Source organism: Serratia sp. CY56464 (assembly GCF_052168435.1).
Classification (GTDB): domain Bacteria; phylum Pseudomonadota; class Gammaproteobacteria; order Enterobacterales; family Enterobacteriaceae; genus Serratia; species Serratia marcescens.
This window is the reverse complement of record NZ_JBJNMV010000008.1, coordinates 23,282-49,163: the sequence shown is the minus strand read 5'-3', so window position 1 is coordinate 49,163 and position 25,882 is coordinate 23,282. Positions and strand designations below refer to the sequence as shown.

At 59.6% G+C, this 25,882-nt stretch carries 26 protein-coding genes; 9 read left to right on the top strand and 17 right to left on the bottom strand.

Annotated elements, in window-relative coordinates; genetic code table 11:
• Positions 1-16: 16 nt before the first annotated feature.
• The gene (gene cpxA, locus ACJ8KE_RS22765) at positions 17-1,411 is read right to left on the bottom strand and encodes an envelope stress sensor histidine kinase CpxA (protein WP_015379421.1); all 1,395 of its coding nucleotides are present in this window, start codon (positions 1,409-1,411) and stop codon (positions 17-19) included.
• Positions 1,408-2,106, bottom strand: a complete 699-nt coding sequence (gene cpxR / locus ACJ8KE_RS22760) for an envelope stress response regulator transcription factor CpxR (RefSeq protein ID WP_004931124.1) — start codon at positions 2,104-2,106, stop codon at positions 1,408-1,410. The genes cpxA and cpxR overlap by 4 nt, the downstream gene beginning before the upstream one ends.
• 148 nt (positions 2,107-2,254) lie before the next feature.
• Here cpxR and cpxP point away from each other — a divergent pair, with 148 nt between their 5' ends.
• From cpxP to ACJ8KE_RS22740, 4 genes are all read left to right on the top strand, one after another.
• Positions 2,255-2,734 (top strand): cell-envelope stress modulator CpxP, encoded by a 480-nt coding sequence (gene cpxP / locus ACJ8KE_RS22755; RefSeq protein ID WP_016929705.1) that lies wholly within the window; start codon positions 2,255-2,257, stop codon positions 2,732-2,734.
• Positions 2,735-2,866: 132 nt separating this feature from the next.
• Positions 2,867-3,769 carry a CDF family cation-efflux transporter FieF gene (fieF, locus tag ACJ8KE_RS22750; RefSeq protein ID WP_016929706.1) on the top strand — a complete coding sequence of 301 codons (903 nt, stop codon included), beginning with the start codon at positions 2,867-2,869 and terminating at the stop codon, positions 3,767-3,769.
• 231 nt (positions 3,770-4,000) lie between these two features.
• Entirely contained in the window at positions 4,001-4,963 is a 963-nt protein-coding gene (gene pfkA / locus ACJ8KE_RS22745; protein WP_004931116.1) for a 6-phosphofructokinase, read from the top strand.
• Between the two features lie 186 nt (positions 4,964-5,149).
• A complete protein-coding gene (locus ACJ8KE_RS22740; RefSeq protein WP_028128085.1) occupies positions 5,150-6,139 on the top strand; it encodes a sulfate ABC transporter substrate-binding protein in 990 nt (329 codons plus the stop codon).
• A 65-nt stretch (positions 6,140-6,204) separates the two neighbouring features.
• Here ACJ8KE_RS22740 and tpiA read toward each other — a convergent pair whose 3' ends face one another.
• Both tpiA and ACJ8KE_RS22730 read right to left on the bottom strand, forming a co-directional pair.
• Complete coding sequence (tpiA, locus tag ACJ8KE_RS22735; protein ID WP_004931113.1) at positions 6,205-6,972, bottom strand: triose-phosphate isomerase; 768 nt, start codon at positions 6,970-6,972, stop codon at positions 6,205-6,207.
• Positions 6,973-7,099: 127 nt separating this feature from the next.
• Entirely contained in the window at positions 7,100-7,684 is a 585-nt protein-coding gene (locus ACJ8KE_RS22730; RefSeq protein ID WP_117287588.1) for a DUF1454 family protein, read from the bottom strand.
• Between the two features lie 199 nt (positions 7,685-7,883).
• On the opposite strand from ACJ8KE_RS22730, the gene ACJ8KE_RS22725 reads away from it, so the two are divergent.
• On the top strand, positions 7,884-8,303 hold the full coding sequence (locus tag ACJ8KE_RS22725) for a DUF805 domain-containing protein (RefSeq protein ID WP_016929710.1): 420 nt from the start codon (positions 7,884-7,886) through the stop codon (positions 8,301-8,303).
• A gap of 11 nt (positions 8,304-8,314) precedes the next feature.
• Here ACJ8KE_RS22725 and fpr read toward each other — a convergent pair whose 3' ends face one another.
• Together fpr and ACJ8KE_RS22715 are read right to left on the bottom strand one after the other, a co-directional pair.
• The gene (fpr, locus tag ACJ8KE_RS22720) at positions 8,315-9,061 is read right to left on the bottom strand and encodes a ferredoxin--NADP(+) reductase (protein ID WP_004931107.1); all 747 of its coding nucleotides are present in this window, start codon (positions 9,059-9,061) and stop codon (positions 8,315-8,317) included.
• Positions 9,062-9,064: 3 nt separating this feature from the next.
• Entirely contained in the window at positions 9,065-9,676 is a 612-nt protein-coding gene (locus ACJ8KE_RS22715) for a helix-turn-helix transcriptional regulator (protein WP_016929711.1), read from the bottom strand.
• 298 nt (positions 9,677-9,974) lie between these two features.
• On the opposite strand from ACJ8KE_RS22715, the gene emrD reads away from it, so the two are divergent.
• The gene (gene emrD, locus ACJ8KE_RS22710) at positions 9,975-11,159 is read left to right on the top strand and encodes a multidrug efflux MFS transporter EmrD (protein ID WP_028128087.1); all 1,185 of its coding nucleotides are present in this window, start codon (positions 9,975-9,977) and stop codon (positions 11,157-11,159) included.
• A 30-nt stretch (positions 11,160-11,189) separates the two neighbouring features.
• Here emrD and glpX read toward each other — a convergent pair whose 3' ends face one another.
• From glpX to ACJ8KE_RS22695, 3 genes are all read right to left on the bottom strand, one after another.
• The gene (glpX, locus tag ACJ8KE_RS22705; RefSeq protein WP_079450585.1) at positions 11,190-12,200 is read right to left on the bottom strand and encodes a class II fructose-bisphosphatase; all 1,011 of its coding nucleotides are present in this window, start codon (positions 12,198-12,200) and stop codon (positions 11,190-11,192) included.
• Between the two features lie 128 nt (positions 12,201-12,328).
• Positions 12,329-13,837 (bottom strand): glycerol kinase GlpK, encoded by a 1,509-nt coding sequence (gene glpK / locus ACJ8KE_RS22700; RefSeq protein WP_004931097.1) that lies wholly within the window; start codon positions 13,835-13,837, stop codon positions 12,329-12,331.
• A gap of 42 nt (positions 13,838-13,879) precedes the next feature.
• Complete coding sequence (locus ACJ8KE_RS22695) at positions 13,880-14,725, bottom strand: MIP/aquaporin family protein (RefSeq protein WP_015379417.1); 846 nt, start codon at positions 14,723-14,725, stop codon at positions 13,880-13,882.
• A gap of 524 nt (positions 14,726-15,249) precedes the next feature.
• Between ACJ8KE_RS22695 and zapB the strand changes: the two genes are divergently transcribed.
• Positions 15,250-15,489, top strand: coding sequence for a septal ring assembly protein ZapB (zapB, locus tag ACJ8KE_RS22690; protein WP_004931092.1), 240 nt, complete (start codon positions 15,250-15,252; stop codon positions 15,487-15,489).
• Positions 15,490-15,548: 59 nt separating this feature from the next.
• On the opposite strand, the gene rraA is transcribed toward zapB, so the two are convergent.
• The 7 genes from rraA to priA all read right to left on the bottom strand — a co-directional run bounded on the left by rraA (position 15,549) and on the right by priA (position 23,606).
• Positions 15,549-16,034: a ribonuclease E activity regulator RraA gene (rraA, locus tag ACJ8KE_RS22685; RefSeq protein ID WP_004931090.1), complete on the bottom strand. Its 486-nt coding sequence runs from the start codon at positions 16,032-16,034 to the stop codon at positions 15,549-15,551.
• A 75-nt stretch (positions 16,035-16,109) separates the two neighbouring features.
• Positions 16,110-17,027 (bottom strand): 1,4-dihydroxy-2-naphthoate polyprenyltransferase, encoded by a 918-nt coding sequence (locus tag ACJ8KE_RS22680; protein WP_016929715.1) that lies wholly within the window; start codon positions 17,025-17,027, stop codon positions 16,110-16,112.
• A gap of 82 nt (positions 17,028-17,109) precedes the next feature.
• A complete protein-coding gene (hslU, locus tag ACJ8KE_RS22675) occupies positions 17,110-18,444 on the bottom strand; it encodes an HslU--HslV peptidase ATPase subunit (protein ID WP_004931086.1) in 1,335 nt (444 codons plus the stop codon).
• 12 nt (positions 18,445-18,456) lie between these two features.
• Positions 18,457-18,987: an ATP-dependent protease subunit HslV gene (hslV, locus tag ACJ8KE_RS22670; protein WP_004931085.1), complete on the bottom strand. Its 531-nt coding sequence runs from the start codon at positions 18,985-18,987 to the stop codon at positions 18,457-18,459.
• A 102-nt stretch (positions 18,988-19,089) separates the two neighbouring features.
• A complete protein-coding gene (ftsN, locus tag ACJ8KE_RS22665) occupies positions 19,090-20,025 on the bottom strand; it encodes a cell division protein FtsN (RefSeq protein WP_049299574.1) in 936 nt (311 codons plus the stop codon).
• 65 nt (positions 20,026-20,090) lie between these two features.
• On the bottom strand, positions 20,091-21,119 hold the full coding sequence (gene cytR, locus ACJ8KE_RS22660) for a DNA-binding transcriptional regulator CytR (protein WP_004931082.1): 1,029 nt from the start codon (positions 21,117-21,119) through the stop codon (positions 20,091-20,093).
• A 291-nt stretch (positions 21,120-21,410) separates the two neighbouring features.
• A complete protein-coding gene (gene priA / locus ACJ8KE_RS22655; RefSeq protein ID WP_004931080.1) occupies positions 21,411-23,606 on the bottom strand; it encodes a primosomal protein N' in 2,196 nt (731 codons plus the stop codon).
• A 200-nt stretch (positions 23,607-23,806) separates the two neighbouring features.
• On the opposite strand from priA, the gene rpmE reads away from it, so the two are divergent.
• The gene (rpmE, locus tag ACJ8KE_RS22650) at positions 23,807-24,022 is read left to right on the top strand and encodes a 50S ribosomal protein L31 (protein ID WP_004931078.1); all 216 of its coding nucleotides are present in this window, start codon (positions 23,807-23,809) and stop codon (positions 24,020-24,022) included.
• A gap of 77 nt (positions 24,023-24,099) precedes the next feature.
• Here the strand turns inward: rpmE and metJ are convergent, their stop codons facing one another.
• Complete coding sequence (gene metJ / locus ACJ8KE_RS22645; RefSeq protein ID WP_004931076.1) at positions 24,100-24,417, bottom strand: met regulon transcriptional regulator MetJ; 318 nt, start codon at positions 24,415-24,417, stop codon at positions 24,100-24,102.
• A 304-nt stretch (positions 24,418-24,721) separates the two neighbouring features.
• Here metJ and metB point away from each other — a divergent pair, with 304 nt between their 5' ends.
• Positions 24,722-25,882, top strand: coding sequence for a cystathionine gamma-synthase (gene metB / locus ACJ8KE_RS22640; protein ID WP_015379413.1), 1,161 nt, complete (start codon positions 24,722-24,724; stop codon positions 25,880-25,882).

Below are 25,882 nucleotides of genomic sequence, written 5' to 3'. Positions count from 1 at the left end.
GCAGGATAGCAAACTCTTACTGTTCTGTCTTAGACGATAGGCGTTGATGATGCAGCGGCAGCCACAGCACCAGCCGCAGACCGCCAAGCGGGCTGTCTTCGGCCTTCACCCAGCCGCGATGCTGATTGACCGCCGCCTCGACGATAGCCAGGCCAAGGCCGGTGCCGCCGGACTCACGGTCGCGCGCCTCATCGGTGCGGTAGAACGGACGGAAGATCTGCTCGCGATCTTCGGCGCTGACGCCCGGGCCGTCGTCGTCAACCTGGATGGTCACGCCCTGATTGTCGGCGCTGAACGCCACGGCAATGCGGGTGTGTGAATACCGCAGGGCGTTGCGCACGATGTTTTCCAACGCGCTGTCCAGCGCGCTCGCGTTGCCGAACAGCGTCCACGGGCCGGGCGGCGCAGCGATCTCCAACTGTTTGCCCATCTGTTCGGCTTCGAAACGGGCGTTATCCAGCACGTCGGCCCACAGTTCGTTGGCCTTCAACTGCTCGCGCGCCAGCTCGCCCTTTTGCTGCCCGCGCGACAGCGCCAGCAGATCGTTGATCATCGAATCCAGCCGTTGCGCTTCGGTTTCGATGCGCGCCAGCTCGTGGCCTTCGCCGTGGCGGCGGCGCATCAGCGCGGTGGCCAGCTGCAGGCGAGTCAGCGGCGTGCGCAGCTCGTGCGAGATGTCCGAGATCAACCGTTGCTGGGCGTTCATCATGCGTTCCAGCGCGCTGACCATCTGGTTGAAGCTGGCGCCGGTGGCCAGGAACTCCTGCGGTCCGGCCTCCAGTTCCGGATGCTGCTTCAGGTTGCCGCGCGCCACGTCATCGGCGGCGTTCTTCAGCTTGCGTGCCGGTTTCGCCAGGCTCCAGGCCAGCCACAGCAGCAGCGGGGCGCTGATCAGCATGGTGACGATCAGCAGCAGCAGCGGCCGGTCGAACATCAGGTTGATGAAATCGGATTGCGGGCTGTTGGCGGGACGGATCAGGTACAGCTGGTAGTTGTCTTCGCCGTCGCGCACCGCGAACGGCCCGACCAGCTCGACGCGGCCGTACTTTTTCTTCTTGGGATGATCGGAGTTGTCGGATTGGCCGATGAAGTTGCGGACGATCTGCATTTCGTTGCGCTGCGCGCCGATCACCCGGCCTTCGCTGGTGACCAGCAGCAGGCGCTGGCCCGGCGGCGCCCATTTGTCGATGGCGCGGAACAGGCGGCGCCACCACATCAGATCGTTGGCCGGATCGTTTTGCAACTCGGCCTCGACGTGCTGTTCCAGCATCAACCCCTGCCGCTGCTCGCTGTCGAGCAATGAGGTCATCTGGCGGGAGTCGAGCTTGGGCACCATCAGCACCAGCATTAGCACCAGGGCTAACGTGAACCAGAAAATGGCGAAGATGCGTGCCGTCAAACTGTTGATCATGTTGCAGATACCATCAAATAACCACGCCCGCGCAGGGTTTTGAACCACGGATGCCCGTCTTTGCGATCCGGCAGCTTACGCCGCAGGTTGGAGATATGCATGTCGATGGCGCGATCGAACGGGGTCAGGCGTTTGCCCAGCACTTCCTGGCTCAGCAGTTCGCGCGATACCACCTGGCCGAGATGCTGCGCCAGCAGATACAGCAGGGTGAACTCGGTGCCGGTCAGATCCAGCACCTGGCCGTCGAAGCTGGCCTCCTGGCGGCCGGGGTTCAGCTGCAGGCCATCGACATCCAGCGTCGGGGCGCCGCTGTCGACCTGCTGCTGCTGTTCGCTCCAGTTGGAACGGCGCAGAATGGCGCGAATGCGCGCGACCAGTTCGCGATCGTTGAAGGGTTTCGGCAGGTAATCATCGGCGCCCAGCTCCAGGCCCAACACGCGGTCCAGTTCGCTGCCGCGCGCGGTCAGCATGATGACCGGCGTCTGGTGATGTTGGCGCAGTTCTTTCAACGTATCGATGCCGTTTTTCTTCGGCATCATGATGTCGAGCAGCAGCAGATCGACGGAGCTGTCCAGCAGCGACAACGCCTGCTCGCCATCGTGCGCGACGACGATATTAAAACCTTCCATTTCAAGCAGTTCTTTTAACAGCGAGGTCAACTCGCGGTCGTCGTCAACTAACAGAATCTTGTTCATTATGATTTACCTCCAGACGCAAAATACGTCATCAACTGTTGCCATTCCATGACTTTACGTAGTTTTACATGCACTGACGCAGGTTTTCAGGTGTGGCGGTACACTGCTCCTCGTTGATTCGCAAAGTGAGAAAGCTTGAGGAGTTGAAATGCGTAAGGTGACCGCATTAGTTATGGCATCACTGCTGGCAATTGGTTCGACCGCTGCCTTCGCTGCCGACACTATACCGGACACAGCTCAACCTCCCGGCAACGACGCGATGACCCGAGTACCCGGCCAGCACCATATGTTCGACGGTGTCAGCCTCAGCGAACAGCAGCGCCAGCAAATGCGCGATTTGATGCGCCAGGCCCGGCACGATCTGCCTGGTGTCAATGTAGCTGAAATGGAAGCCATGCATAAACTGGTGACCGCAGAGAAATTTGACGAAGCCGCCGTGTATGCCCAGGCGGAAAAGATGGCCCAACAGCAGGTCAAGCGCCAGGTCGAAATGGCTCGGGTGCGCAACCAAATGTATAACCTGCTGACGCCAGAGCAAAAAAGTGTTTTAGACCAGAAACATCAGCAGCGCATGCAGCAGATGGAGCAGCAAATTTCTGGTTTGCAGCAAGCTTCTGCCCAGAAGTGAAGTACGACTGAGTAGTCCCCTGTTTTTCCTTGCCATAGACACCATCCCTGTCTTCCCCGCCATGATGGCGGGGTTTTTTTTATCCGACATTTCGCTATATTGAGCGCCATACCTTTTGACCGGGATCCCTCAATGGAACAGCGCTATGCACGCCTGGTAAAGTCCGCTGCGTTGGCCGCTACCGCGCTGGCGTCGTCGCTGTTGTTGATCAAAATCGTCGCCTGGTACCACACCGGTTCTGTCAGTCTGCTGGCGGCGCTGGTGGATTCGCTGGTCGATATCGCGGCATCGCTGACCAACCTTCTGGTGGTGCGCTATTCGCTGCAGCCGGCCGATGCCGAGCACACCTTCGGCCACGGCAAAGCGGAGTCGCTGGCGGCGCTGGCGCAAAGCATGTTTATTTCCGGTTCCGCCCTGTTTCTGTTTCTCACCGGCTTCCAGCATCTGTATGCGCCGCAAACGCTGCGCGATCCCGGCGTTGGGGTCGTCGTGACGGTGATCGCGTTAGTCAGCACCCTGATGCTGGTCACCTATCAACGCTGGGTGGTCAGAAAAACGCGCAGCCAGGCCGTGCGCGCAGATATGCTGCATTATCAGTCAGATGTCATGATGAATGGTGCTATTCTTATCGCTCTTGGGCTAAGCTGGTACGGCTTCCAGCGGGCGGATGCGCTGTTTGCGCTGGGCATCGGCGTTTACATCCTGTATAGCGCGCTGCGCATGGGCTACGAAGCGGTGCAGTCGCTGTTGGATCGGGCGTTGCCGGATGACGAGCACCAGGCGATTATCGCCGTGGTTTCCTCCTGGCCCGGGGTGAAAGGCGCGCACGATCTGCGCACGCGGCAGTCAGGGCCGACGCGTTTTATCCAACTGCATCTTGAGATGGACGACACGCTGCCGCTGCGCGAGGCGCATCGGTTGGCCGATCAGGTGGAACAGGCGTTGCGGCACCGTTTTGCGGGGGCGGACGTCATCATTCACCTGGATCCATGCTCCGTGGTGCCGCCGGGTAGGCAGGGGCATTGGGAGCTATAATCAGATAGAGGCACAGATCGAAGTATTATCATGAATATCTGAGTTAGCTCAGCGTGCCATGCGGTGTTTTAACCGTTATATTGCGTGACTTGAATCAATTCAGCTGGGTGTTTTTGATATAATATCCAGCAATAAGCCATAAAGCTGGTTTTCTGCAGCCGGAGAGGTTTCAAGACGATCGGCGGAGACAGAATTCTTAAGAAATTGCATCTACACAGTTCAGAGGTAGTCATGATCAAGAAAATCGGTGTACTGACGAGCGGCGGTGATTCGCCGGGTATGAACGCTGCAATCCGCGGCGTTGTGCGTTCTGCGCTTTCAGAAGGTCTGGAAGTTTTTGGTATTTACGATGGCTACCTTGGCTTGTACGAAGATCGCATGGAGCAGCTGGACCGTTATAGCGTGTCCGACATGATCAACCGCGGCGGCACCTTCCTCGGCTCGGCCCGCTTCCCGGAATTCAGGGATGAAAACGTGCGCGCCAAGGCGATTGAAAACCTGAAGAATCGCGGCATCGACGCGCTGGTGGTGATCGGCGGCGACGGTTCCTACATGGGCGCCAAACGCCTGACGGAAGAAGGCTTCCCGTGCATCGGTCTGCCGGGCACCATCGATAACGATGTCGCCGGTACCGACTACACCATCGGTTACTTCACCGCGCTGGAAACCGTGGTGGAAGCGATCGACCGCCTGCGCGATACCTCCTCGTCGCACCAGCGTATCTCTATCGTGGAAGTGATGGGCCGTTACTGCGGCGATCTGACGCTGGCGGCGGCGATTGCCGGCGGCTGCGAGTTCATCGTGCTGCCTGAAATCGAATTCAACCGCGAAGATCTGGTGTGCGAAATCAAGGCCGGTATCGCCAAAGGCAAAAAACACGCCATCGTGGCGATCACCGAGCACATCTGCGACATCGATGAGCTGGCGCGCCACATTGAGCAGGAAACCAAGCGTGAAACCCGCGCCACCGTGCTGGGCCACATTCAGCGCGGCGGTTCGCCGGTCGCCTATGACCGCATCCTGGCCTCGCGCATGGGCGCCTACGCCATCGAACTGCTGCTGCAGGGGTACGGCGGCCGCTGCGTCGGTATCCAGAACGAAAAAATGGTGCACCACGACATCATCGACGCGATCGAAAACATGAAGCGTCCGTTCAAGGGCGACTGGCTGGAAACGGCGAAAAAGCTGTACTGATACGCCGCTCACCGCACGACAAAAAAGCCTCCGCTCCCGGGGGCTTTTTTATGCTCGCCGGTGACATATTCCAGAATCATCTATCCCAAAATTTTTTATTCTTTAGTTGCCGGGAAAGTTTCTGGCAGGCTCTGATGCTAAATCAACCGATTGAGGTTGCGCTTAATTTTCTGGGAGAGCCTGTCGATGCGTAAATGGGGTGTAGGTCTGACATTGGTGCTGTTGGCGTCCGGCGCCATGGCGAAGGATATTCAGTTGCTGAACGTGTCATACGATCCGACGCGTGAGTTCTATCAGGCTTACAACACGGCGTTCAGCAAGCACTACCAGGCGGAAACCGGCGACAAGGTGACGGTGCGCCAGTCGCACGGCGGTTCCGGCAAACAGGCGACCTCGGTGATCAACGGCATCGAGGCTGACGTGGTGACGCTGGCGCTGGCCTATGACGTCGACGCTATCGCCGAACGCGGCCGCATCGAGAAAGACTGGATCAAACGCCTGCCGGACAACTCGGCGCCTTACACCTCGACCATCGTCTTCCTAGTGCGCAAAGGCAACCCGAAACAGATTCATGACTGGCCTGATTTAATCAAGCCGGGCGTGTCGGTGATCACTCCGAATCCGAAAACTTCCGGCGGCGCCCGCTGGAACTACCTGGCCGCCTGGGGCTACGCGTTGCATCACAATAACAACGATAAGGCCAAGGCGCAGGACTTCGTCAAAAACCTGTACAAGAACGTTGAGGTGCTGGATTCCGGCGCGCGCGGCTCGACCAACACCTTCGTTGAGCGCGGCATCGGCGACGTGTTGATCGCCTGGGAAAACGAAGCGCTGCTGGCGGAGAAAGAGCTGGGCAAAGACAAGTTCGAGATTATTACGCCGAGCGAATCAATCCTGGCCGAACCGACGGTGTCGGTGGTGGATAAGGTGGTCGATAAACGCGGTACCCGCGAGGTGGCGACCGCCTACTTGAAGTATCTGTATTCACCGGAAGGGCAGACTATTGCGGCGCAGAACTATTATCGCCCGCGCGATGCGGCGGTGGCGGCCAAGTTCGCCGGGCAGTTCCCGCAGCTGAAGTTGTTCACCGTGGATGACACTTTCGGCGGCTGGACCGAAGCGCAGAAGGTGCACTTCGCCACCGGCGGCGTATTCGACGAAATCAGCAAACGTTGATGCCGTTTAAGCGGCAATAAAAAACCCCGGCAAGCCGGGGTTTTTTTATGGCAAGCCTAGGGCAATCAGGCTTTTTTCGCTGCTGCGGCGGCTTTGACGATCACGGCGAAAGCGTCGGCTTTCAGCGAGGCGCCGCCAACCAGCGCGCCATCGATGTCCGGCTGGGAGAACAGCTCTGCGGCGTTCTTGTCGTTCACCGAACCGCCGTACTGGATGATGATTTCAGCGGCAACCGCGGCATCGTGCTTGGCGATGTGATCGCGGATAAATTTGTGCACGGCCTGCGCCTGCGCAGGGGTGGCGGATTTGCCGGTACCGATGGCCCAGACCGGCTCATAGGCGATCACGGTGCCTTTCATCGCCGGTGCGCCCAGCGTTTTCAGCACGGCGTCGATCTGGCGCGCGCACACTTCTTCAGTTTTGCCCGCGGCGTTTTCCGCTTCGGTTTCACCGATGCACAGCACCGGGATCAGGCCGGCTTCTTTCAGCACGGCGAATTTCTCGGCGATGACTTCGTCGCTTTCTTTGTGGTAGGTGCGACGCTCGGAGTGGCCGATGATGATGTACTGGGCGCCGACGTCTTTCAGCATGTTGGCGGAAACTTCACCGGTGAAGGCGCCGGACAGGTTAACGTCCACGTTCTGCGCGCCCAGCGCGATGCGGCTGCCGGCCAGCGCGTGCTTGGCCTGATCCAGATACATCACCGGCGGGGCGATGGCGACGCCACAGCCGTCAACGCTGCTCAGCTCATTGCGCAGACCGGCGATCAGTTCGTTGACCATGTGAGTGCTGCCGTTAAGCTTCCAGTTACCCATAACTAATGGATGACGCATGTTTTTTCCTCCAACTAGGGAACGCGAGAGTCGAAATGACAACTGCCGGACCGGCAGTTTACCTGCCCAACAGTATAGAGATCATTAAGCGCGAAGGCTTTGCTTTTCGTCATTAAATGCCGCGCCGTTACGGCTCGGAAAGCGCCAGCTTAATCGGTTCAACCGCGAAGGTTACGCCTTTATCACCGTTGTCCGAGACGACATAGCGAATGGCGCCGACCTGCTGTTGGTAAAAGCGCGATCCTTTGCCTTTTTCCAGCAGGCTGTTCACCTTGTTCTGACTCTGTTCCACCGTCAGCGCCGGTTCGAACTGACGCATCAGCGCCGCCATGTAGTTGATGGCGATGGCGCGCGCGGCTTTTTCTTCATTGGCCTGCTGCAGCGGCAGATGTGTGATCTGCAACGTTTTGATTTTACCGGTACCTTTCTCCAGTGCGGTGGAGGCGTACAGGTTTTCGTTGAGTTTGCTGGCGGCGCGCGTCAGCAGCGGCGAATCGTCTTCGGCAGCGGGAATGGCGCGGAATTCGCCAATCGGCAGCTTCGGGTTGTCGCGATTGTATTTTTCGCGGAATTTGACCACCGTCAGATCGAACGTCGGCGCGCCGGCCAGCAGGTAAGGTGCGGCGGGCGTTGCATCGGCGGGCGGCGGATTGGCCCAGGCGCTGGCGGCGGCCTGCAACAGACAGGCAATGACGAGGGTTTTTCTCAGCATGGCGTATGGCATCAAGGACAAAGATGGCTCCGATTAAAGCGATAACTCGCGGGCCTTGTCAAAGATCCCGCGCCATTATCGGTTCGCTGACGAGAAAGCTGTGCGGCGCACCGCGTTATGCAAGGCGGAAAACTCGGCCCGGCAGCGCCTATGTTACACTGCGGCGCAGAATATGGGCAGGCTTAGAGCGCAGGAATCGATGACGTTACAACAGTGGTGTTTTTCTTTTAAGGGCCGCATCGGGCGGCGCGACTTCTGGATCTGGATGGGGCTGTGGCTGGTGCTGATGGCGGCGGCGTTTACGCTGGCCAATTATCAATTGATCGCCATCCAATCCATCGCCTTCTTTATCGTGGCGCTGCTGTGGCCGACGGCGGCGGTGCTGGTCAAACGTCTGCACGATCGCAACAAGGCTGGCTGGTGGGCGCTGCTGCTGATCCTGGCGTGGATGCTGGCGGCGGGCAACTGGCAAATGCTGGCGCCGATCTGGCAATGGGGCGTCGGGCGTTTCATCCCGACGCTGATTATCGTGATGATGATGATCGATCTGGGCGCCTTCGTCGGCACGCCGGGAGACAATCGGTTCGGCCCGGAAGCCGAACCGGTGAAGTTCCGCTGATCCCCTTTGGGTTACCAGTAGTGTTCGCTGGTGATGTGGCCCGGTTTGCGGCGCAGGTGTTTGCGCATCTGGCGATGGTCTTTCAGCGTTTGCTGGGTGTCCCGCACCATCTGCGGGTTGCCGCACAGCATCACGTGGCTGGTTTCGGCGTCGATGGTCAAGCCGATCGCCGCTTCCAGCCGGCCGTCCTCGATCAGCGCCGGCACGCGGCCGGTCAGTGAACCGGGCGTTTCTTCGCGGCTGACGACGGTCTGGATGCGCAGCTTGCCGTTGTAGCGTTGCTGCAATTGCTGCATCAGCGGCAGGTAGCTCAGATCGCGCGCAAAACGCGCGGCGTGCACCAGCACCAGGTTGTTAAAGCGTTCCAGGCCGACGCCTTGCTGCAGAATCGATAAATAGGGGCCGATGGCGGTGCCGGTCGCCAGCATCCACAGCGTGTCGCAGTCGGGCACCTCATCCAGCACGAAGAAGCCGGCCGCTTCTTTGGTCACCATGACATCCGACCCTGGCCGCAGCTGATTGAGGCGTGGGCTCAGTTTGCCTTCCGGCACCGTCACCAGATAGAACTCCAGGTTGGCGTCATCGGGGGCATTGACGTAGGAGTAAGCGCGTTGCACTCGTTCGCCGTCGATCTCCAGCGCCAGTTTGGCGAATTGCCCGGCGGTGAAAGGATCGATGGGGGCATTGACCACCAGGCTGAACAGCCCGTCGGTCCATTGTTTTACCTGCGTAACCTTGCCGTTTACCCATTCAGCCATACTCTAAAGCTCCCGTGGTCGAATCAAATAAGCACAATGTCGTGAGCCGGAAATGGCGTGCGTGGTGCGCTCTATCCGGTAGTCGTTGCCGAACAGGCGGTGAAACAGCTGCAGCTCGGAATTGCACAGGCTGCTGCAGTTGGAACCGGCCACGCCGATCGGACAGTGGTTTTCCACCAACAGCGCACCGTGCGGATGATCGAGCAATTCGGCCATGTAACCGTCATGTTGCCGCAGACGCACCAATCGGGCTAACCGCTCTTGGTGGCTGCGCTCGGCGGACAGCTCTTCGGCATAACGCAGATAAAGCTGCTCTTCGCGCGCGCTCAGCAACGGTTCCACGCCGGCGCCGCCAAACAGCCGCAGCGCGGATGCCCGCAGCCGTTCCTGATCGGCGGCCGCAAAAGCGTGCCCTCGCGCTGTCAGCGACCAGTAGCGCGTCGGGCGGCCGACCTTGCTGCGCGCTTCTTCGTAACAAACCAACTCACGTTTTTCCAGGGATTGCAGATGTTGTCGGATGCCCATCGGCGTGATGTCCAGACGCTCCGCCAGCATTTTGGCCGAGTGCGGGCCGAGAGCCTTTAACTGCAATAAAATCAGCTCAGGTGTTTTCATGAACCAAATCCCTATGGTGTTATTTTATTTCAAGTTGATGAAAATAATTATCGATTAAATGCTAAAGCGCAGCTACTGCAAACGCGCTAATTTTTACCCCCAAAGCGTTAGACGTACAGTTTAATTTACGAGCCTGGTCGGGTTTGCTGCCAGTGTGACCTGGATCAATATTTGTCTGAAACTCGCTAAAAAAATCAGATTTGATTAGCTTATGCCGCCATAGAGGGCTGCTCGCCGTTCTGGCTGCTGCAACGGCCATACCGGGACGCTGTGACGAGTTGAAACGTTAACGAAGATAATGAGAAAACTAGAGAATTTTCACCTGCTGGTGATGCTTATCCTGTTGGTCGCCGTCGGCCAGATGGCGCAAACCATTTATGTTCCCGTGATTGCTGATATCGCCCACGATCTGTCGGTTCGCACCGGCGCTGTGCAACGGGTGATGGCGGCGTATCTGCTGACCTACGGTTTCTCCCAGCTGATTTACGGGCCGATATCGGATCGTATCGGGCGTCGCCCGGTGATCCTGACCGGCATGATGATCTTCCTGGTCGGTGCGCTGGGCGCACTGCTGTCCACCAACCTGACGATGCTGGTTGCCGCCAGCGCGATTCAGGGCATGGGCACCGGCGTGGCGGGCGTGATGGCGCGCACCATGCCGCGCGATCTGTATGCCGGCACCGCACTGCGCTACGCCAACAGCCTGTTGAACATGGGGATTTTGGTCAGCCCGCTGCTGGCGCCGGTGATCGGCGGCGCATTGGCGATGGTGTTCGGCTGGCGCGCCTGCTACGCCTTCCTGCTGGGGCTGTGCGCCTGCGTCGCCTTCGCCATGTTCCGCTGGCTGCCGGAAACCCGTCCGGTGCAAACGGAAAAACGTCGCATGCTGGCCAGTTTCCGCCAGCTGCTGGGTGACAGCACCTTCAGCTGCTATCTGGTGATGCTGATCGGCGCGCTGGCGGGGATTGCGGTATTCGAGGCCAGCTGCGGCGTGTTGATGGGCGGCGTGTTGGGACTGAGTGGGCTGACCGTCAGCATCCTGTTCATTCTGCCGATCCCGGCGGCGTTTTTCGGCGCCTGGTACGCCGGGCGCGACGGCAAGACCTTCCACACGCTGATGTGGCATTCGGTGATTAGCTGCCTGCTGGCGGGGGCGATGATGTGGATCCCGGGCTGGTTCGGCGTGATGAACATCTGGACGCTGATCGTGCCGGCCGCATTGTTCTTCTTCGGCGCCGGCATGCTGTTCCCGCTGGCGACCACCGGGGCGATGGAGCCGTTCCCTTACCTGGCCGGCGCGGCGGGCGCATTGGTGGGCGGCATGCAGAACATGGGGTCCGGTCTGGCGACCTGGCTTTCCGCCATGCTGCCGCAAACCGGGCAGTTCAGCCTCGGCTTGCTGATGTTCGCGATGGCGCTGCTGATCCTGCTGTGCTGGTGGCCGCTGTCCAATCGTATGCAGCATCAAGGACATACCGCATAACGACAGGGCGCCATTCGGCGCCCTGTTTCGTTACAGCAGAAACTCGTGCAGCGCCGGGTCTTTGCGATCCAGATAGTGGGTCGAACGGATACGGCGGATGGTGCGCGACTTGCCGCGGATCAGCAACGTTTCGGTGGTGGCCATGTTGCCCTGGCGGCTGATGCCTTCCAGCAAATCGCCCTTGGTGATGCCGGTGGCGGAGAAGATCACGTTGTCGTTGCGCGCCATCTGATCCAGACGCAGCGCCTGGCCGGCTTCGATACCCATCTCCCGGCAGCGGGCCAACTCTTGTTCGCCGATGCGGCGGTTTTCGGCGTTGTCGCCTTTCACCTCATGACGCGGCAGCAAACGCGCCTGCATGTCGCCGTCCAGCGCGCGGATCACCGCGGCTGAGATCACCCCTTCCGGCGCGCCGCCGATGCCGTACATCACATCGACCTCGCTTTCGGGCATGCAGGTGAGAATGGAGGCCGCCACGTCGCCGTCAGGAATGGCGAATACTCGCACGCCCAACTGTTGCATCTGCGCGATGACGCCGTCGTGGCGCGGTTTGGCCAATACGATCACCGTCAGCTGCGACAGCGGTTTGCCCAGTCGTTCGGCGACGTTCTGCAGGTTCTCCGCCAGCGGCCGGTTGAGATCGATGGCGCCGCGCGCCGCCGGGCCGACTACCAGCTTCTCCATGTACATGTCCGGCGCGTGCAGGAAGGTGCCGCGATCGCCCACCGCCAATACCGCCAGCGCGTTGGACTGGCCCATGGCGGTCATGCGGGTGCCTTCGATCGGATCGACCGCGATGTCGACCGCGTCGCCTTGGCCGGTACCGACCTGCTCGCCGATATATAACATCGGCGCTTCGTCGATCTCGCCTTCGCCGATCACAATGCGCCCATCGATATCCACTTTGTTGAGCATGATGCGCATGGCGTGGACCGCCGCGCCGTCGGCGGCGTTCTTGTCGCCGCGCCCCAGCCATTTGTAGCCCGCCAGCGCGGCGGCTTCGGTAACGCGGGAGAATTCGATGGCTAATTCACGTTTCATGGCAAACCTGTCTGTGAGAAAGGGAAGAAAATATCGACAAAGTCTATCACAGCGCGGTGGCGGCAGGGCGGGGCAAAAAAAAGCGCCGCCCGCAGGCAGCGCTTGTTGGCGAAACGGCAACTTCGGAATTACTCGTGATCTTCCCATGCCTGAGCGCGAGCCACCGCTTTTTTCCAGCCGCTGTAGCGGTAGTTGCGTTCGGTGGTTTCGATGCTTGGGCGGAATTCACGCTCAACCACCGCTTTGCTCTTCACTTCATCCAGATCGTTCCAGTAGCCGATGGCCAGGCCCGCCAGGAACGCCGCGCCCAGCGCCGTCGATTCACGCACTTCAGGGCGTTCTACGCGGGTGCCGAGAATATCGGATTGGAACTGCATCAGGAAGTTGTTGGCGACCGCGCCGCCGTCCACGCGCAGCGATTGCAGGCGGGTGTTGGCGTCGGCCTGCATGGCGTCCAGCACGTCACGGGTCTGGAAGGCGATGGATTCCAGCGTGGCGCGGATGATGTGGTTGCTGTTGGCGCCGCGGGTCAGGCCGAAAATGGCGCCGCGAGCATACGGATCCCAGTAAGGCGCACCCAGGCCGGTGAAGGCCGGCACCACATAGACGCCGTTGCTGTCTTTCACCTTGGTGGCGAAGTATTCGGAGTCGGCGGCGTCGCTGATCAGTTTCAGCTCGTCGCGCAGCCACTGGATAGACGCGCCGCCGATGAACACCGCGCCTTCCAGCGCATAGTTCACTTCACCGCGCGGGCCGCAGGCGATGGTGGTCAGCAGACCGTTTTTCGACCGTACCGCTTCTTTGCCGGTGTTCATCAGCAGGAAGCAGCCGGTGCCGTAGGTGTTCTTCGCCATGCCCGGTTGAACGCACAGCTGGCCGTACAGCGCCGCCTGCTGGTCACCGGCGATACCGGCGATAGGAATACGCGTGCCGCCCTTGCCGCCGATGTTGGTCTGGCCGTATACCTCGGAGGAAGGACGGACTTTCGGCAGCATAGCGCGCGGAATGTCCAGCACTTCCAGCATGCGTTCGTCCCAGTCCAGCTCGTGGATGTTGAACATCATGGTGCGTGAGGCGTTAGTGTAATCGGTGACGTGTACGCGGCCCTGGGTCATCTTCCACACCAGCCAGGTGTCGACGGTGCCGAACAGCAGTTCGCCGCGTTTGGCGCGCTCGCGGGCGCCTTCGACGTTGTCCAGGATCCATTTCACCTTGGTGCCGGAGAAGTACGGGTCAACCACCAGGCCGGTGTTGTGACGGATGTACTCTTCCAGGCCGTCGCGCTTGAGCTTCTCGCAGATGTCGGCGGTGCGGCGGCACTGCCAAACGATGGCGTTGTAAATCGGCTTGCCGGTCTCTTTTTCCCAGACGATGGTGGTTTCGCGCTGGTTGGTGATGCCGATGCCGGCGATCTGATCGGAATTGATGTCGGCTTTCGCCAGCACTTCTACCAGCGTCGAACTTTGCGACGCCCAGATCTCCATCGGGTCGTGCTCAACCCAGCCGGCCTTTGGATAGATCTGCGGGAATTCGCGCTGCGATACCGCAACGATGTTGGCGTCGTGATCGAGCACGACGGCGCGTGAGCTGGTGGTCCCTTGGTCGAGTGCGACAATGTATTTTTTTTCTACAGTCATGGTAATTATCCTGCTGTTGTTAACCGTTTAAAACTGCACCCATCATGCTTTACGCTGCTGGGTCTTGGCGTCGGGCTCTTCCTCCGTCACGCAGACGTCGCACGGCAGGTGGCGGCCAATCAGCGCGCGGTAACCGAAAGCGCCCAGGCCACAGCCGACGATAGGGGCGAAGATCGGCACCAGGAAGTACGGGATATCGCGTGCGCCGGTGAAGGCGACTTTGCCCCAGCCGGCCAGGTAGGCGAACAGTTTCGGCCCGAAGTCACGCGCCGGGTTCAACGCAAAGCCGGTCAATGGTCCCATGGAGGCGCCGATCACGGCAATCAGAATACCGATCAGCAGCGGCGCCAGCGGGCCGCGCGGAATGCCGTTGCCGTCGTCGGTCAGCGCCAGGATCAGGCACATCAGGATTGCAGCGATCACCATTTCTACCAGGAAGGCCTGACCGACGGAGATGTGCGCGTTAGGGTAAGTCGAGAAGATGCCGGCCAGTTCGAGGCTTTCGTTGCTGCCGCGCACCATGTGGTGGGCCGCTTCGAAGTCGAAGAACAGGTTGTAGTACAGCCCGTAGACCAAGGCCGCTGCGCAGAAGGCGCCGGCGACCTGCGCAATGATGTAAGGCACCACTTTGCGCCCGTCGAAGCAGGCGAACAGCCACAGTGCGAGGGTGACCGCCGGGTTGAGATGCGCACCGGAAATGGCGGCGGTCAGATAGATGGCCATGGCGACGCCCAGGCCCCAAATGATGCTGATTTCCCACTGGCCGAAGCTGGCGCCCGCCAGTTTCAGCGCGGCAACGCAGCCTACGCCAAAGAAGATCAGCAGCGCCGTGCCGAGGAACTCGGCGATGCACTGGCCTTTTAATGTCGGACTGGTGGTTTGGCTCATAATGTTGTTGTCCTGCAAAACGGCGGTTGTTGGTTTATAGGCTCAGTTGGGTAGAGATCTGGCCTATGGGCACAGTTTTTTTCATCTCGTCCAATTATTGAATAAGGACGTGATGTAAATTTATCGTTAACGAACATAAACGAGAAATAGCGAAATCAAAATGTGTGTGGCGCGTCATAAAATTGAGCGATTTCGCGTCGTTTAGTGTTCTTTCTGAGCCATAAAAGTGTGATCTGACCAGTGGTTTGCTGAGGGTTGTTAACAACTCGCGGCGGCGGCGATGGGGATTTTCAGTTTTTGCTGATGGCGGGGGCAGGAAAATTGCAACAGACTGCGCGATGATCCGGTATGTTGCTAGACAGGCGGAGACTGGCTACTTACAATCGTTTTTAACGAATCGAGACCGGCGCGCCTTTCGTAACGGCGCGCGTCACTGAGCGCGATGCAATATTCGCAGTAGCTGCAGCCGATGTTGCGGCCGCTACTTATAGATGTACGCCTTGCTATCATGAGGGGACTGAAGCATGTCATTTGAAGTATTTGAGAAACTGGAAGCAAAAGTACAGCAGGCGATTGATACCATCACCTTGTTGCAGATGGAAATTGAAGAGCTGAAAGACAAAAACAACTCTCTGTCGCAGGAAGTTCAGGCTGCCTCCGGCAACCACGAAGCGTTGGTGCGCGAAAACCAACAGCTGAAAGAAGAACAGCACGTATGGCAAGATCGCCTGCGCGCGCTGCTGGGCAAAATGGAAGAGGTCTGATCCTCACGCCATGCAGCAACGAAAAGGGCGCCTCAGGCGCCCTTTTTCATGACCGGAAATCACTCGATGTCGAGCGGGTCCTCGGAGAGGATGATACCGGTGTTGTCGGCATACAGGTGGTCGCCGGAGAAGAAGGTGACGCCACCGAAGTTGACGCGGATATCGCTTTCGCCCACGCCTTCGCTCACGGCACCCGCCGGGATCGCCGCCATCGCCTGAATGCCGATGTCGAGTTCTTCCAGATCGTCCACCTGGCGCACCGCGCCGTACACCACGATGCCTTCCCATTCGTTCTGGGCGGCCAAGCGTGCCAGTTCGGCGTTGATCAGCGCCCGGCGTACCGAACCGCCGCCGTCGACCAACAGCACGCGGCCGCGGCCGTTTTCTTCAAGCAGATCGAACAACAGGCCGTTATCCTCGAAGCATTTCACCGTGGTGATCTGCCCGCCAAATGAAGTACGCCCGCCAAAATTGGAGAACAGAGGTTCAACAACGTTCACCTCTTCATGATAGATGTCGCAAAGTTCGGAAGTATCGTATTTCATAGGATTTTACGTCTGTTTGCCGCTGGAATGTTCAGTATATCCCTTTATTCGCCCTGTTGGCAAAATCATCAGTTTTTAACTGAGCGCCACGCCGATGGCGAACAGCAGGTTGGCCAGCAACGCCGCTTTGACCATGTGTTCCAGCATCGGCCGCATGCCGACCGGCGTCGGATCGCGCAGCACGCGCAGGCCGTGGCGCGTCAGCAGCGGGATCGCCAACACGAACAGCCAACCCCACGGGCTGTGCAGGTTGAACAGCGTAAACAGCGCGAAACACAGCACTGCGCCGCCGAGCAGCAGGGCATGGTAAATGCGCGCCTTGTGCGGGCCGAGACGCACCGCCAGCGTGTTCTTGCCGTTTTCGCGATCGCTCTCGATATCGCGCAGATTGTTGATGTTGAGCACCGCCGTCGCCAGCAGGCCGCAGGCGGTGGCAGGCAGCATCACCACGCTGTCGAAGGTGTGCGTTTGCAGATAGTAGGTGCCGGCCACGCTCAGCCAGCCGAAGAACACCAGTACCGAGATGTCGCCCAACCCCAAATATCCGTAGGGCTTGTTGCCGACGGTATAGGTGATGGCTGCCACGATAGACAGCCCGCCCAGCACCAGAAAGCCCACCACGTCGCTGGGTTGCTCGCAGGCGACGGCGATCAGCGAACAGCCGGCGAGGGCGATCAGCACTACCGTCACCACCAGTGCCCGTTTCATCTGCGCCTGGGTGATCATGCCTTTCTGCATGCCGCGCAATGGCCCGATGCGATCTTCTTTGTCGCTGCCTTTGACCGCATCGCCGTAGTCGTTCGCCAGGTTGGAGAGGATCTGCAGCAGGCCGGCGGTCAACAGCGCCAGCAGCGCCACTTCAGGTTTCAGGCTGCCGTGCCAGGCGGCGATTGCCGAGCCGACCACAATGGAGGCAAAGGCCAGCGGCAGGGTGCGGGGGCGTAGACTTTCCAGCCAGGCGGAGATCGGGGTGGTGGGGGTTGATGAGCTCATGTTTCGCTTCTGTGTCCGTTAGAAATAATAGTGGGAGGCAATGCCTCCCACACAGATGACTGACAAGACAATGATTGAGCGATTATAGGATAAAACGACTCAAATCTTCATCCGCCACCAGTTCATCCAGATGACTGCGCACGTAATCCGCATCAATTGTAATGGATTGGCCATTAATTTCACTCGCATCGTAGGAAATATCTTCCATCAGACGCTCCAGCACGGTGTGCAGACGACGCGCGCCGATGTTCTCGGTGCTTTCGTTGACCTGCCACGCGGCTTCGGCGATGCGGCGGATGCCGTCGGCGGTGAACTCGATATTGACGCCTTCGGTGCCCATCAGCGCTTTGTACTGTTCGGTCAGCGACGCGCTCGGCTCGGTCAGGATGCGCTCGAAATCTTCGGTGGTCAGCGCCTGCAGCTCAACGCGGATCGGCAGACGGCCCTGCAGTTCCGGGATCAGATCCGACGGATTGGCGGTCTGGAACGCGCCGGAGGCGATGAACAGGATGTGGTCTGTCTTCACCATACCGTGCTTGGTGGACACGGTGCAGCCTTCCACCAGCGGCAGCAGATCGCGCTGTACGCCTTCGCGGGAAACGTCCGGGCCGGAGCTTTGGCCGCCGCGCTTACAGATTTTGTCGATCTCATCGATAAACACGATGCCGTGCTGCTCAACCGCTTCGATCGCCTGCTCTTTCAGTTCTTCCGGGTTTACCAGCTTGGCGGCTTCTTCTTCCACCAGCAGCTTGAAGGCTTCTTTGATCTTCAGCTTGCGTGGTTTTTGCTTTTGGCCGCCGAGGTTCTGGAACATCGACTGCAGCTGGTTGGTCATCTCTTCCATGCCCGGAGGTGCCATGATTTCCACGCCCATCGGCGCGGCGGCCAGATCGATTTCGATCTCTTTGTCATCCAGTTGGCCTTCGCGCAGTTTCTTGCGGAATGCCTGGCGGGCGGCGGACGGTTCCTGATTTTCTTCCGGCTGGCCCCAGTTGTTCTTGGCCGGCGGGATCAGCACGTCGAGAATGCGCTCTTCGGCCAACTCTTCGGCGCGGGTGCGGTTTTTCTCGATCGACTGCATGCGCACCATTTTGATGGCGGCATCGGTCAGATCGCGGATGATGGAGTCCACTTCTTTGCCCACATAGCCCACTTCGGTGAACTTGGTGGCTTCAACCTTGATGAACGGCGCGTTGGCCAGCTTCGCCAGACGACGGGCGATTTCGGTTTTACCGACGCCGGTCGGGCCGATCATCAGAATGTTTTTCGGGGTCACTTCGTGACGCAGCATCTCGTTGAGCTGCATCCGGCGCCAGCGGTTGCGCAGGGCAATGGCGACAGCGCGTTTGGCCTTGTTTTGGCCAATGATATAGCTGTCCAGTTCGCTGACGATCTCGCGCGGGGTCATTTCAGACATGGTATTCGATCCTTACGCTTTGGAAGGCAATTCTTCAATGGTGTGGAAATGGTTGGTGTAAATACAGATGTCGCCGGCGATGTTGAGGGATTTCTCAACGATGTCGCGGGCGCTCAGCTCGGTATTTTCCAACATGGCGCGGGCGGCGGCCTGGGCGTACGGGCCGCCGGAGCCGATGGCGATCAGATCGTTTTCCGGCTGCACCACATCGCCGTTGCCGGTGATGATCAGCGAGGCGGTTTCATCGGCGACCGCCAGCAGCGCTTCGAGCTTGCGCAGCATGCGGTCGGTGCGCCAGTCTTTCGCCAGTTCGACGGCGGCTTTCACCAGGTGGCCCTGATGCATTTCCAGTTTGCGTTCAAACAGTTCAAACAGCGTGAAGGCGTCAGCGGTGCCACCGGCGAAACCGGCGATCACTTTGTCGTTATACAGGCGACGCACTTTCTTGACGTTACCCTTCATCACCGTATTACCCAGGGTTGCCTGGCCATCACCACCGATGACGACCTGGCCGTTGCGGCGTACGCTTACAATTGTTGTCACGAGCAGACCCTCGTTAAAGACGGAAAGAAGTCCCCGCAGCGCCTGCTTTCGCAGACGCTACGAGGCATATTGAGAGTATAGATGGGGGGGGATTGACGCTTTTCAACCCCCAACGGAGAGGGGAATGCAACTCGACATGCCGACGCCCTTCAGGCGTGAAAGGGTTTTATCCGCTGCGGCGCGGCTGCTGTAGGGGCCGAGCACCACGCGATTCCAACCGCCGCCGGCGGTGATGCGGCTCTCGATGCCTTCGAACGCCAGGCGCGCGCGCACGGATTCAGCCTGATCGGTGGCGCGGAACGAACCGCATTGCACCATCCACTTCTGTTTCGATTCCGGCTTGGTGTCCTGCTTGGCCGTGTCCTGTTTCACTTCCGGTTTCGGCTCCGGCTTCGGTTGCGGCTTCGGCTCAGGCTGTTTCACCTGCACCGGCGGTGAGGTGACCGGCTTCGGCTGCTGGTGCTGCTGCACCGGCGCGGTGGCGGCCCCGTTGTTGAATGGGTTGCGCGGCGCCTGGGTAACCTGCTGCTGTTGCTGTACCGGCTGCTGCTGCATTTGCTGTTGTTGCATCTGTTGCTGCTGGCGGTTGCTGCGCGCGTTGGCCTGGCCCGGATCGTTATACGGCACTTCGTTCAACTGCGTCGGGCGCTGCTGCATGTCGGCCTGCATTTGTTCCAGCAACTGCCGCTGTTCGGCGGTCAACTGAGTTTTGGAATTGAGCTCGCCGCCGGCCGTCGGTTCGGTCGGGGTTTGCACGCCGATCTGCCGGTTTTCCAGCTCTTTGATGTAGCGCCAACGCTCTTCCGGCTTCGGCGGCAGGCCGTTGCCTGGGCGCGTGGTGTGCGCAGGCAACAACGGCGCGTCTTCCGGCTTGTTGTGCGTAATGAAATAGAGGCCACCGACAAAGACAACCAGCAACGCGGCGGCTAACGCCAGCACGGTTTTGGAAACCTTCGGAGAACTGCGTTTTTTACGGCTGGGGGTTTTACGCTTAGCTCCTGCTGCGCGCCCACGGCTTACATAGTCTTTTTGTGCCACTATTATTCCGCTGTGTCCTGATGAGAGGATAAGTCCGTCATGTTACTGAACCCTAAAATATTTGACTAGCGTTTCGGGGCAGCGGTGCTGCCTCTGATAATCAATTCACTGTCCAATAGCCGGGAGCCGCTGGCCACCGTCTGGCCGTTCAACTGCTCCAACAGCAATAACATCGCCTGTTGGCCTATCTGGAAACGCGGCTGCGCCACCGTGGTCAGTGGCGGATCGCAATACTGCGCCAGCTTGAGGTCGTCAAAGCCGACGATCGACAGATCCTGCGGTACCCGCAGCCCCATTTTCTTCGCCTGGGACAGCACGCCGATAGCCATGACGTCGCTGTGGCAGAACACCGCCGTCGGCGGTTTCGGCTGAGCCATCAGCGCCGTCAGCGCTTGCGCGCCGGCTTCGTAGGTAAAATCACCCCGGGTAATATAGCTGCTTTCGACGGTAATGCCATTACGACGTAGCGCTTGAACGTAACCCTGCAGCCGATAATGGCTCAGCGGCATCTGTTCCGGCCCGGCGACGCAGGCGATCTGCCGGTGGCCCAATTGATGCAAATAATGCACGGCTTCAAAGGCGGCGGTCAGGTTATCGATGTGCACCGTCGGCAGTTCCAGCTCGGGGGCAAACTCGTTGGCCATCACCATCGGCGGCAGGTTGCGCTGCTCTTCCTTGCTGGCGTCAAACGGCAGGTTGGAGCCCAGCAGCAGCATGCCGTCGATCTGTTTGGTGATGATCAGATTGACGAAGGTGCGCTCTTGCTGATTTTGCTGCGCGCAGTCGCCGATCAGCACCAGATAACCTTGTTGGGCCGCGGTCTGTTCGATCCCCTGGATCACATCGGCGAAAAACGGATCGCAGATGTCGGGCACGATCACCAGGATGGTGCGGGATTCGTTGCGTTTGATATTGCGTGACAGAGCATGAGGAGAATAACCCACGGCCAGCACGGCCTGTTCCACTTTCTGGCGCGTTGGCGTTGACACCTTTTCCGGGTTCATCAGCGCACGCGATACGGTAGCCGTTGAAACGCCCGCCATTTCGGCGACGTCTTTCATGGTCGCCATGGATAACTCTTTCTTGTGTTCCAACGCCTTTCTCCTTGCGTCAGCCCCATGCCGACGCCACTACTGCTGTTTGCTCACAATGTCCGGCATGCGGTGGCGGGATTGTTGTCATTGAGCGCCACTCGCGTTCGGGCACTCCGTCGCGCTGCGATGTGGCGACAAAATTTGCCCTCGCAGACATTCTAAACAGAATACGCCCCGCCTTTGTTACCTAATTTGCATAAAAAATGTGACCTGAGAAGGTTTTTTAGCGTTCGCTCGCAATTTCAAGGGTAAACGTTTGCACTGCGGCAGCTAAATCGGACTTTTCCGGGATCAGCTGTCGATCGGATCGACATCCAGCGTCCATTTCACCTTGCGCGTTTGCGGCAGGGTGCCGATCAGCGGCAGCGAGCTTTTCATCAGCTGTTGCAGGACGCGCCGCGTCGGGTGCTGCAGCAGCAGCTGCCAGCGGAAACGGCCGCCGCGTTTTGATTGCAGCGCCGGCACCGGGCCCATCACCCACAGCGAGTCGTCCTTCAGCGGGCTGGCTTCCAACAGATTGCGCAGCTGCTGCAAGAACAACGGGGCCTGCTGGTTGTCGTGATCTTCGGCGCGCACGATGATGTGGCTGGTGTAAGGCGGCAGAAACACGCTGTTGCGCTCCGCCAGCGTCTGTTTGGCGAAGGCGTCGTAACCCTGTTGCAGCAGCACCTGCAGCAGCGGGTGCTCCGGATGGTGGGTTTGCAGCAGCACTTCACCCTGTTTGCCCGCTCGGCCCGCCCGGCCGGAGACCTGGGTATACAGCTGAGCGAAACGCTCGGCGGAGCGGAAGTCGGCGGAGAACAACGCGCCGTCCACGTCCAGCAACGCCACCAGCGTGACGTCGGGAAAATGGTGGCCTTTGGCGAGCATCTGCGTGCCGATCAGAATGCGCGCTTCGCCGCGATGAATATCCGCCAGGTGTTGCTCCAGCGCCCCTTTGCGGCTGGTGGTGTCGCGATCGATGCGGGTGATCGGCGTGTCGGGGAACAGCGGCGCCAGCTCCTGTTCCAGCTGTTCGGTGCCGACGCCGACCGATACCAGGTGGGTGGAGCCGCACTGCGGGCACTGGTGCGGCACCGGTCGCTGGCTGTCGCAGTGGTGGCAGCGCAGCTGGCGCTGATGCTGGTGGAAGGTGTAGTAGTGATCGCAGCGCTGGCACTCGGCGATCCAACCGCACTCGTGGCACAGCAGCGCCGGAGCGTAACCGCGGCGGTTGAGGAACAGCATCACCTGGTTGCCGGCTTTTAAATGGTGCTGCATGCTTTTCAAAAGCGGTTGCGACAGGCCGACCTTCAGCGGCAGCCCTTTCAGATCGATCAGATGCTGCGCCGCCGGTTTGGCGTTGCCCGCGCGCTGGGTGAGCTTCAACTGGCGATATTTGCCCAGTTGCACGTTGTGCAGCGTTTCCAGTGCCGGCGTGGCGGAGCCCATCACCATCGGGATGTCTTCTTCCCGGGCGCGGAACACCGCCAGATCGCGGGCATGGTAGCGCCAGCCTTCCTGCTGTTTATAAGAGCTGTCGTGCTCTTCGTCGATGATGATTACGCCCAACTGCCGGAACGGCGTGAACAGCGCCGAGCGGGTGCCGATGACGATGGCGGCTTCGCCGCTGCGCGCGCGCAGCCAAACCGCCAGCCGTTCGCTGTCGTTCAGCCCGGAGTGCAGCACGTCCACCGGCGCGTTGAAGCGCTCGCGAAAGCGGGCGATGGTTTGCGGCGTCAGGCCGATTTCCGGCACCAGCACCAGCGCCTGCCGGCCTTTGGCCAACACGTTCTCCAGCACGCTGAGATACACCTCGGTCTTGCCGGAGCCGGTGACCCCGGCCAGCAGCCAGGCGGCAAACTGCTCATCCTCGCTTCTGATCGCCCCGACGGCGGTGGCCTGTTCGGTATTCAGCCGCAGCCGCTCGCCCAGCACCGCGAAGTTGGGGCGCCAGTCCTGGGTGGCCGCGACCTGAGCGCGCAGGTCGATCAGCCCTTTGGCGCGCAGCGCCTGCAGAGCGCTTTCCGTCAGCTCAAGCTGGCTGACCTGATGGCGATAGACCGGGCGTTGCAGCAGCGCCGCCAGCGCCTGCTGCTGTTTCGGCGCGCGTTTCAGGCTTTCGGGCGGGGTGGCGCGCCCCTCTTCGGTGGCGAACCACTGCCACAGCGGCGCGGCCTCGGCCGGTTTGCCTTGGCGCAGCAGGATCGGCAGCGCATGGAACAGCACTTCACCGATGGGGTAGTGATAGTAATCGCTGGCCCAGCGCAGGATGCGCCACAGGCTGGGAGAGAACAGCGACTCGGTGTCGATCACGCTGTCGATCGGCTTGAGCTTGTCCAGCGGCAGTTCGCTGGTGTCGCTGCAGCCGGTGACGATGCCGATTGCATGCTGCCTGCCCCAGGGCACGCCCACGCGCGCGCCGGCCACCGGCTGCATGCCGGGCGGCAGCAGATAGTCGAAGGTGCGGGCGAGGGGGACCGGCAAAGCAACGTGTACGACGGGCATGATCTCATCCAAATTGAAAAAAAGTGGGCATCAGTTTACACGGCGCATCGGCAAATGTACGGTTCCGATTGCGCGCCCCGACTAATGCTGTATAATTTGCCGCCTTTGGTATAATTCGATACCAAAATTCTATTATCAACCACGTGTGGTGTCTGGCGAAACAGGGCTGGATAGCGACACGGCCTTAACTGAGGTTTCCCATGAAACAAGGTATCCACCCAAAATACGAAGAAGTTACTGCTAACTGCTCTTGCGGTAACGTGATGAAGATCCGCTCCACCGTGGGCCACGATCTGAACCTGGACGTTTGTGGCGCATGCCACCCGTTCTACACTGGCAAGCAGCGTGACGTTGCTACCGGTGGCCGCGTTGACCGCTTCAACAAGCGTTTCAGCGTACCAGGCGCTAAGAAATAAGATTTCTTATCGACCGATGAAAAAGGCGCCCTGGGCGCCTTTTTTCTTTTCTGCCGCCGGCGTTCGCCGGGCGGTTCTCAATATTCCCAGGTATCGGGATCGACACCCAGTTCGCGCATCAACGCTTTTGCGGCTTCCGGGATTTCATCGCTGCGCTCTTTGCGCAGGTCTTCATCGTTCGGCAGCGGCTGGCCGGTAAAGGCATGCAGAAACGCTTCGCACAGAAGTTCGCTGTTGGTGGCGTGGCGCAGGTTGTTCACCTGGCGACGGGTCCGTTCGTCGGTGAGGATTTTCAGGACCTTCAGCGGAATGGATACCGTGATCTTTTTGACTTGCTCGCTTTTTTTACCGTGTTCAGCGTAAGGGCTGACATACTCGCCGTTCCACTCAGCCATGGGACACCTTAACTTTGTCAGAAAAATTACAAAATTCTAAAAACCGGCCAATTATGCCCGATCTTCACTGTTCTCACTAAATAAATGTCAATTTTACGCGACCAGGGTCACTGAATGCCCCGCTTCGGCCAGGCATTGCCGCTTAACATCTTATCGTCATGTCATATCGGCATAATTTTAGCGGGTATTGTGTCATTGCTCAATCTATACGCAAAGAAGTTTAGATGTCCAGATGTATTGACGTCTATCAATCCTGCGATTACTCTTTAGGCCTCATCCACCGAACCGAGAGCCGAGCGAGCCCATGACGCGTAAACCAGCCACGATTGCCGTACGCAGCGGCCTGAACGACGACGAACAGTACGGCTGCGTTGTCCCGCCGATTCATCTTTCCAGCACCTATAACTTTACCGACTTCAACCAACCCCGGGCCCATGACTACTCGCGACGCGGCAACCCGACGCGCGACGTGGTGCAGCGCGCGTTGGCGGAGCTGGAAGGCGGCGCCGGCGCGGTGATGACCGGCAGCGGGATGTCGGCGATCCATCTGGTGACCACCGTGTTGTTGAAGCCCGGCGATCTGCTGGTGGCGCCGCACGACTGCTACGGCGGCAGCTATCGGCTGTTCGACAGCCTGAGCAAGCGCGGCGCCTATCGCGTGCTGTTCGTCGATCAGGGTAATGAAGAAGCCCTGCAGCAGGCGCTGGCGCAAAAGCCGAAGCTGGTGCTGATAGAAAGCCCCAGCAATCCGCTGCTGCGGGTGGTGGACATCGCGGCGATCTGCGCTGCCGCGCATGCGGCGGGCGCGTTGACGGTGGTGGACAACACCTTCCTCAGCCCGGCCCTGCAACAGCCGATCGAACTCGGTGCCGATCTGGTGGTCCATTCTTGCACCAAATACCTGAACGGGCATTCGGACGTGGTGGCCGGGGCGGTGATTGCCAAAGATCCCGAGCTGGCGGTCGAGCTGGCCTGGTGGGCGAACAACATTGGCGTGACCGGCGGCGCGTTCGACAGTTATCTGTTGCTGCGCGGCATGCGCACGCTGTCGCCGCGCATCAAGGCGGCGCAACAAAATGCTGAAGCGATTGTTGACTATTTACAGCAGCAACCGCTGGTGAAAAAGCTGTATCATCCCTCCCTGCCGGAGAATCCGGGGCATGAGATCGCCCGCCGTCAGCAGCGCGGTTTCGGCGCGATGCTGAGTTTTGAACTGGACGGCGATGAAGCGGTGCTGCGCCGTTTTCTCTCTGCCCTTGAGCTGTTTACTCTGGCAGAATCGTTGGGCGGCGTAGAAAGCCTGATCTCGCATGCAGCGACCATGACTCACGCCGGCATGGCGGCGGAGGCGCGGGCAGCGGCCGGCATCTCCGAGAGCCTGCTGCGCATTTCCGTGGGTATTGAAGACAGTGAAGATTTGATTGCCGATCTGGAACGCGCTTTCCAGGCGGCGGCAACGAGGTAA

Bases quoted from the DNA above. Each gene is read 5' to 3' on its own strand.
- cpxA (WP_015379421.1), bottom strand. From the start codon at position 1,411: ATGATCAACAGTTTGACGGCACGCATCTTCGCCATTTTCTGGTTCACG.
- cpxR (WP_004931124.1), bottom strand. From the start codon at position 2,106: ATGAACAAGATTCTGTTAGTTGACGACGACCGCGAGTTGACCTCGCTG.
- cpxP (WP_016929705.1), top strand. From the start codon at position 2,255: ATGCGTAAGGTGACCGCATTAGTTATGGCATCACTGCTGGCAATTGGT.
- fieF (WP_016929706.1), top strand. From the start codon at position 2,867: ATGGAACAGCGCTATGCACGCCTGGTAAAGTCCGCTGCGTTGGCCGCT.
- pfkA (WP_004931116.1), top strand. From the start codon at position 4,001: ATGATCAAGAAAATCGGTGTACTGACGAGCGGCGGTGATTCGCCGGGT.
- ACJ8KE_RS22740 (WP_028128085.1), top strand. From the start codon at position 5,150: ATGCGTAAATGGGGTGTAGGTCTGACATTGGTGCTGTTGGCGTCCGGC.
- tpiA (WP_004931113.1), bottom strand. From the start codon at position 6,972: ATGCGTCATCCATTAGTTATGGGTAACTGGAAGCTTAACGGCAGCACT.
- ACJ8KE_RS22730 (WP_117287588.1), bottom strand. From the start codon at position 7,684: ATGCTGAGAAAAACCCTCGTCATTGCCTGTCTGTTGCAGGCCGCCGCC.
- ACJ8KE_RS22725 (WP_016929710.1), top strand. From the start codon at position 7,884: ATGACGTTACAACAGTGGTGTTTTTCTTTTAAGGGCCGCATCGGGCGG.
- fpr (WP_004931107.1), bottom strand. From the start codon at position 9,061: ATGGCTGAATGGGTAAACGGCAAGGTTACGCAGGTAAAACAATGGACC.
- ACJ8KE_RS22715 (WP_016929711.1), bottom strand. From the start codon at position 9,676: ATGAAAACACCTGAGCTGATTTTATTGCAGTTAAAGGCTCTCGGCCCG.
- emrD (WP_028128087.1), top strand. From the start codon at position 9,975: ATGAGAAAACTAGAGAATTTTCACCTGCTGGTGATGCTTATCCTGTTG.
- glpX (WP_079450585.1), bottom strand. From the start codon at position 12,200: ATGAAACGTGAATTAGCCATCGAATTCTCCCGCGTTACCGAAGCCGCC.
- glpK (WP_004931097.1), bottom strand. From the start codon at position 13,837: ATGACTGTAGAAAAAAAATACATTGTCGCACTCGACCAAGGGACCACC.
- ACJ8KE_RS22695 (WP_015379417.1), bottom strand. From the start codon at position 14,725: ATGAGCCAAACCACCAGTCCGACATTAAAAGGCCAGTGCATCGCCGAG.
- zapB (WP_004931092.1), top strand. From the start codon at position 15,250: ATGTCATTTGAAGTATTTGAGAAACTGGAAGCAAAAGTACAGCAGGCG.
- rraA (WP_004931090.1), bottom strand. From the start codon at position 16,034: ATGAAATACGATACTTCCGAACTTTGCGACATCTATCATGAAGAGGTG.
- ACJ8KE_RS22680 (WP_016929715.1), bottom strand. From the start codon at position 17,027: ATGAGCTCATCAACCCCCACCACCCCGATCTCCGCCTGGCTGGAAAGT.
- hslU (WP_004931086.1), bottom strand. From the start codon at position 18,444: ATGTCTGAAATGACCCCGCGCGAGATCGTCAGCGAACTGGACAGCTAT.
- priA (WP_004931080.1), bottom strand. From the start codon at position 23,606: ATGCCCGTCGTACACGTTGCTTTGCCGGTCCCCCTCGCCCGCACCTTC.
- rpmE (WP_004931078.1), top strand. From the start codon at position 23,807: ATGAAACAAGGTATCCACCCAAAATACGAAGAAGTTACTGCTAACTGC.
- metJ (WP_004931076.1), bottom strand. From the start codon at position 24,417: ATGGCTGAGTGGAACGGCGAGTATGTCAGCCCTTACGCTGAACACGGT.
- metB (WP_015379413.1), top strand. From the start codon at position 24,722: ATGACGCGTAAACCAGCCACGATTGCCGTACGCAGCGGCCTGAACGAC.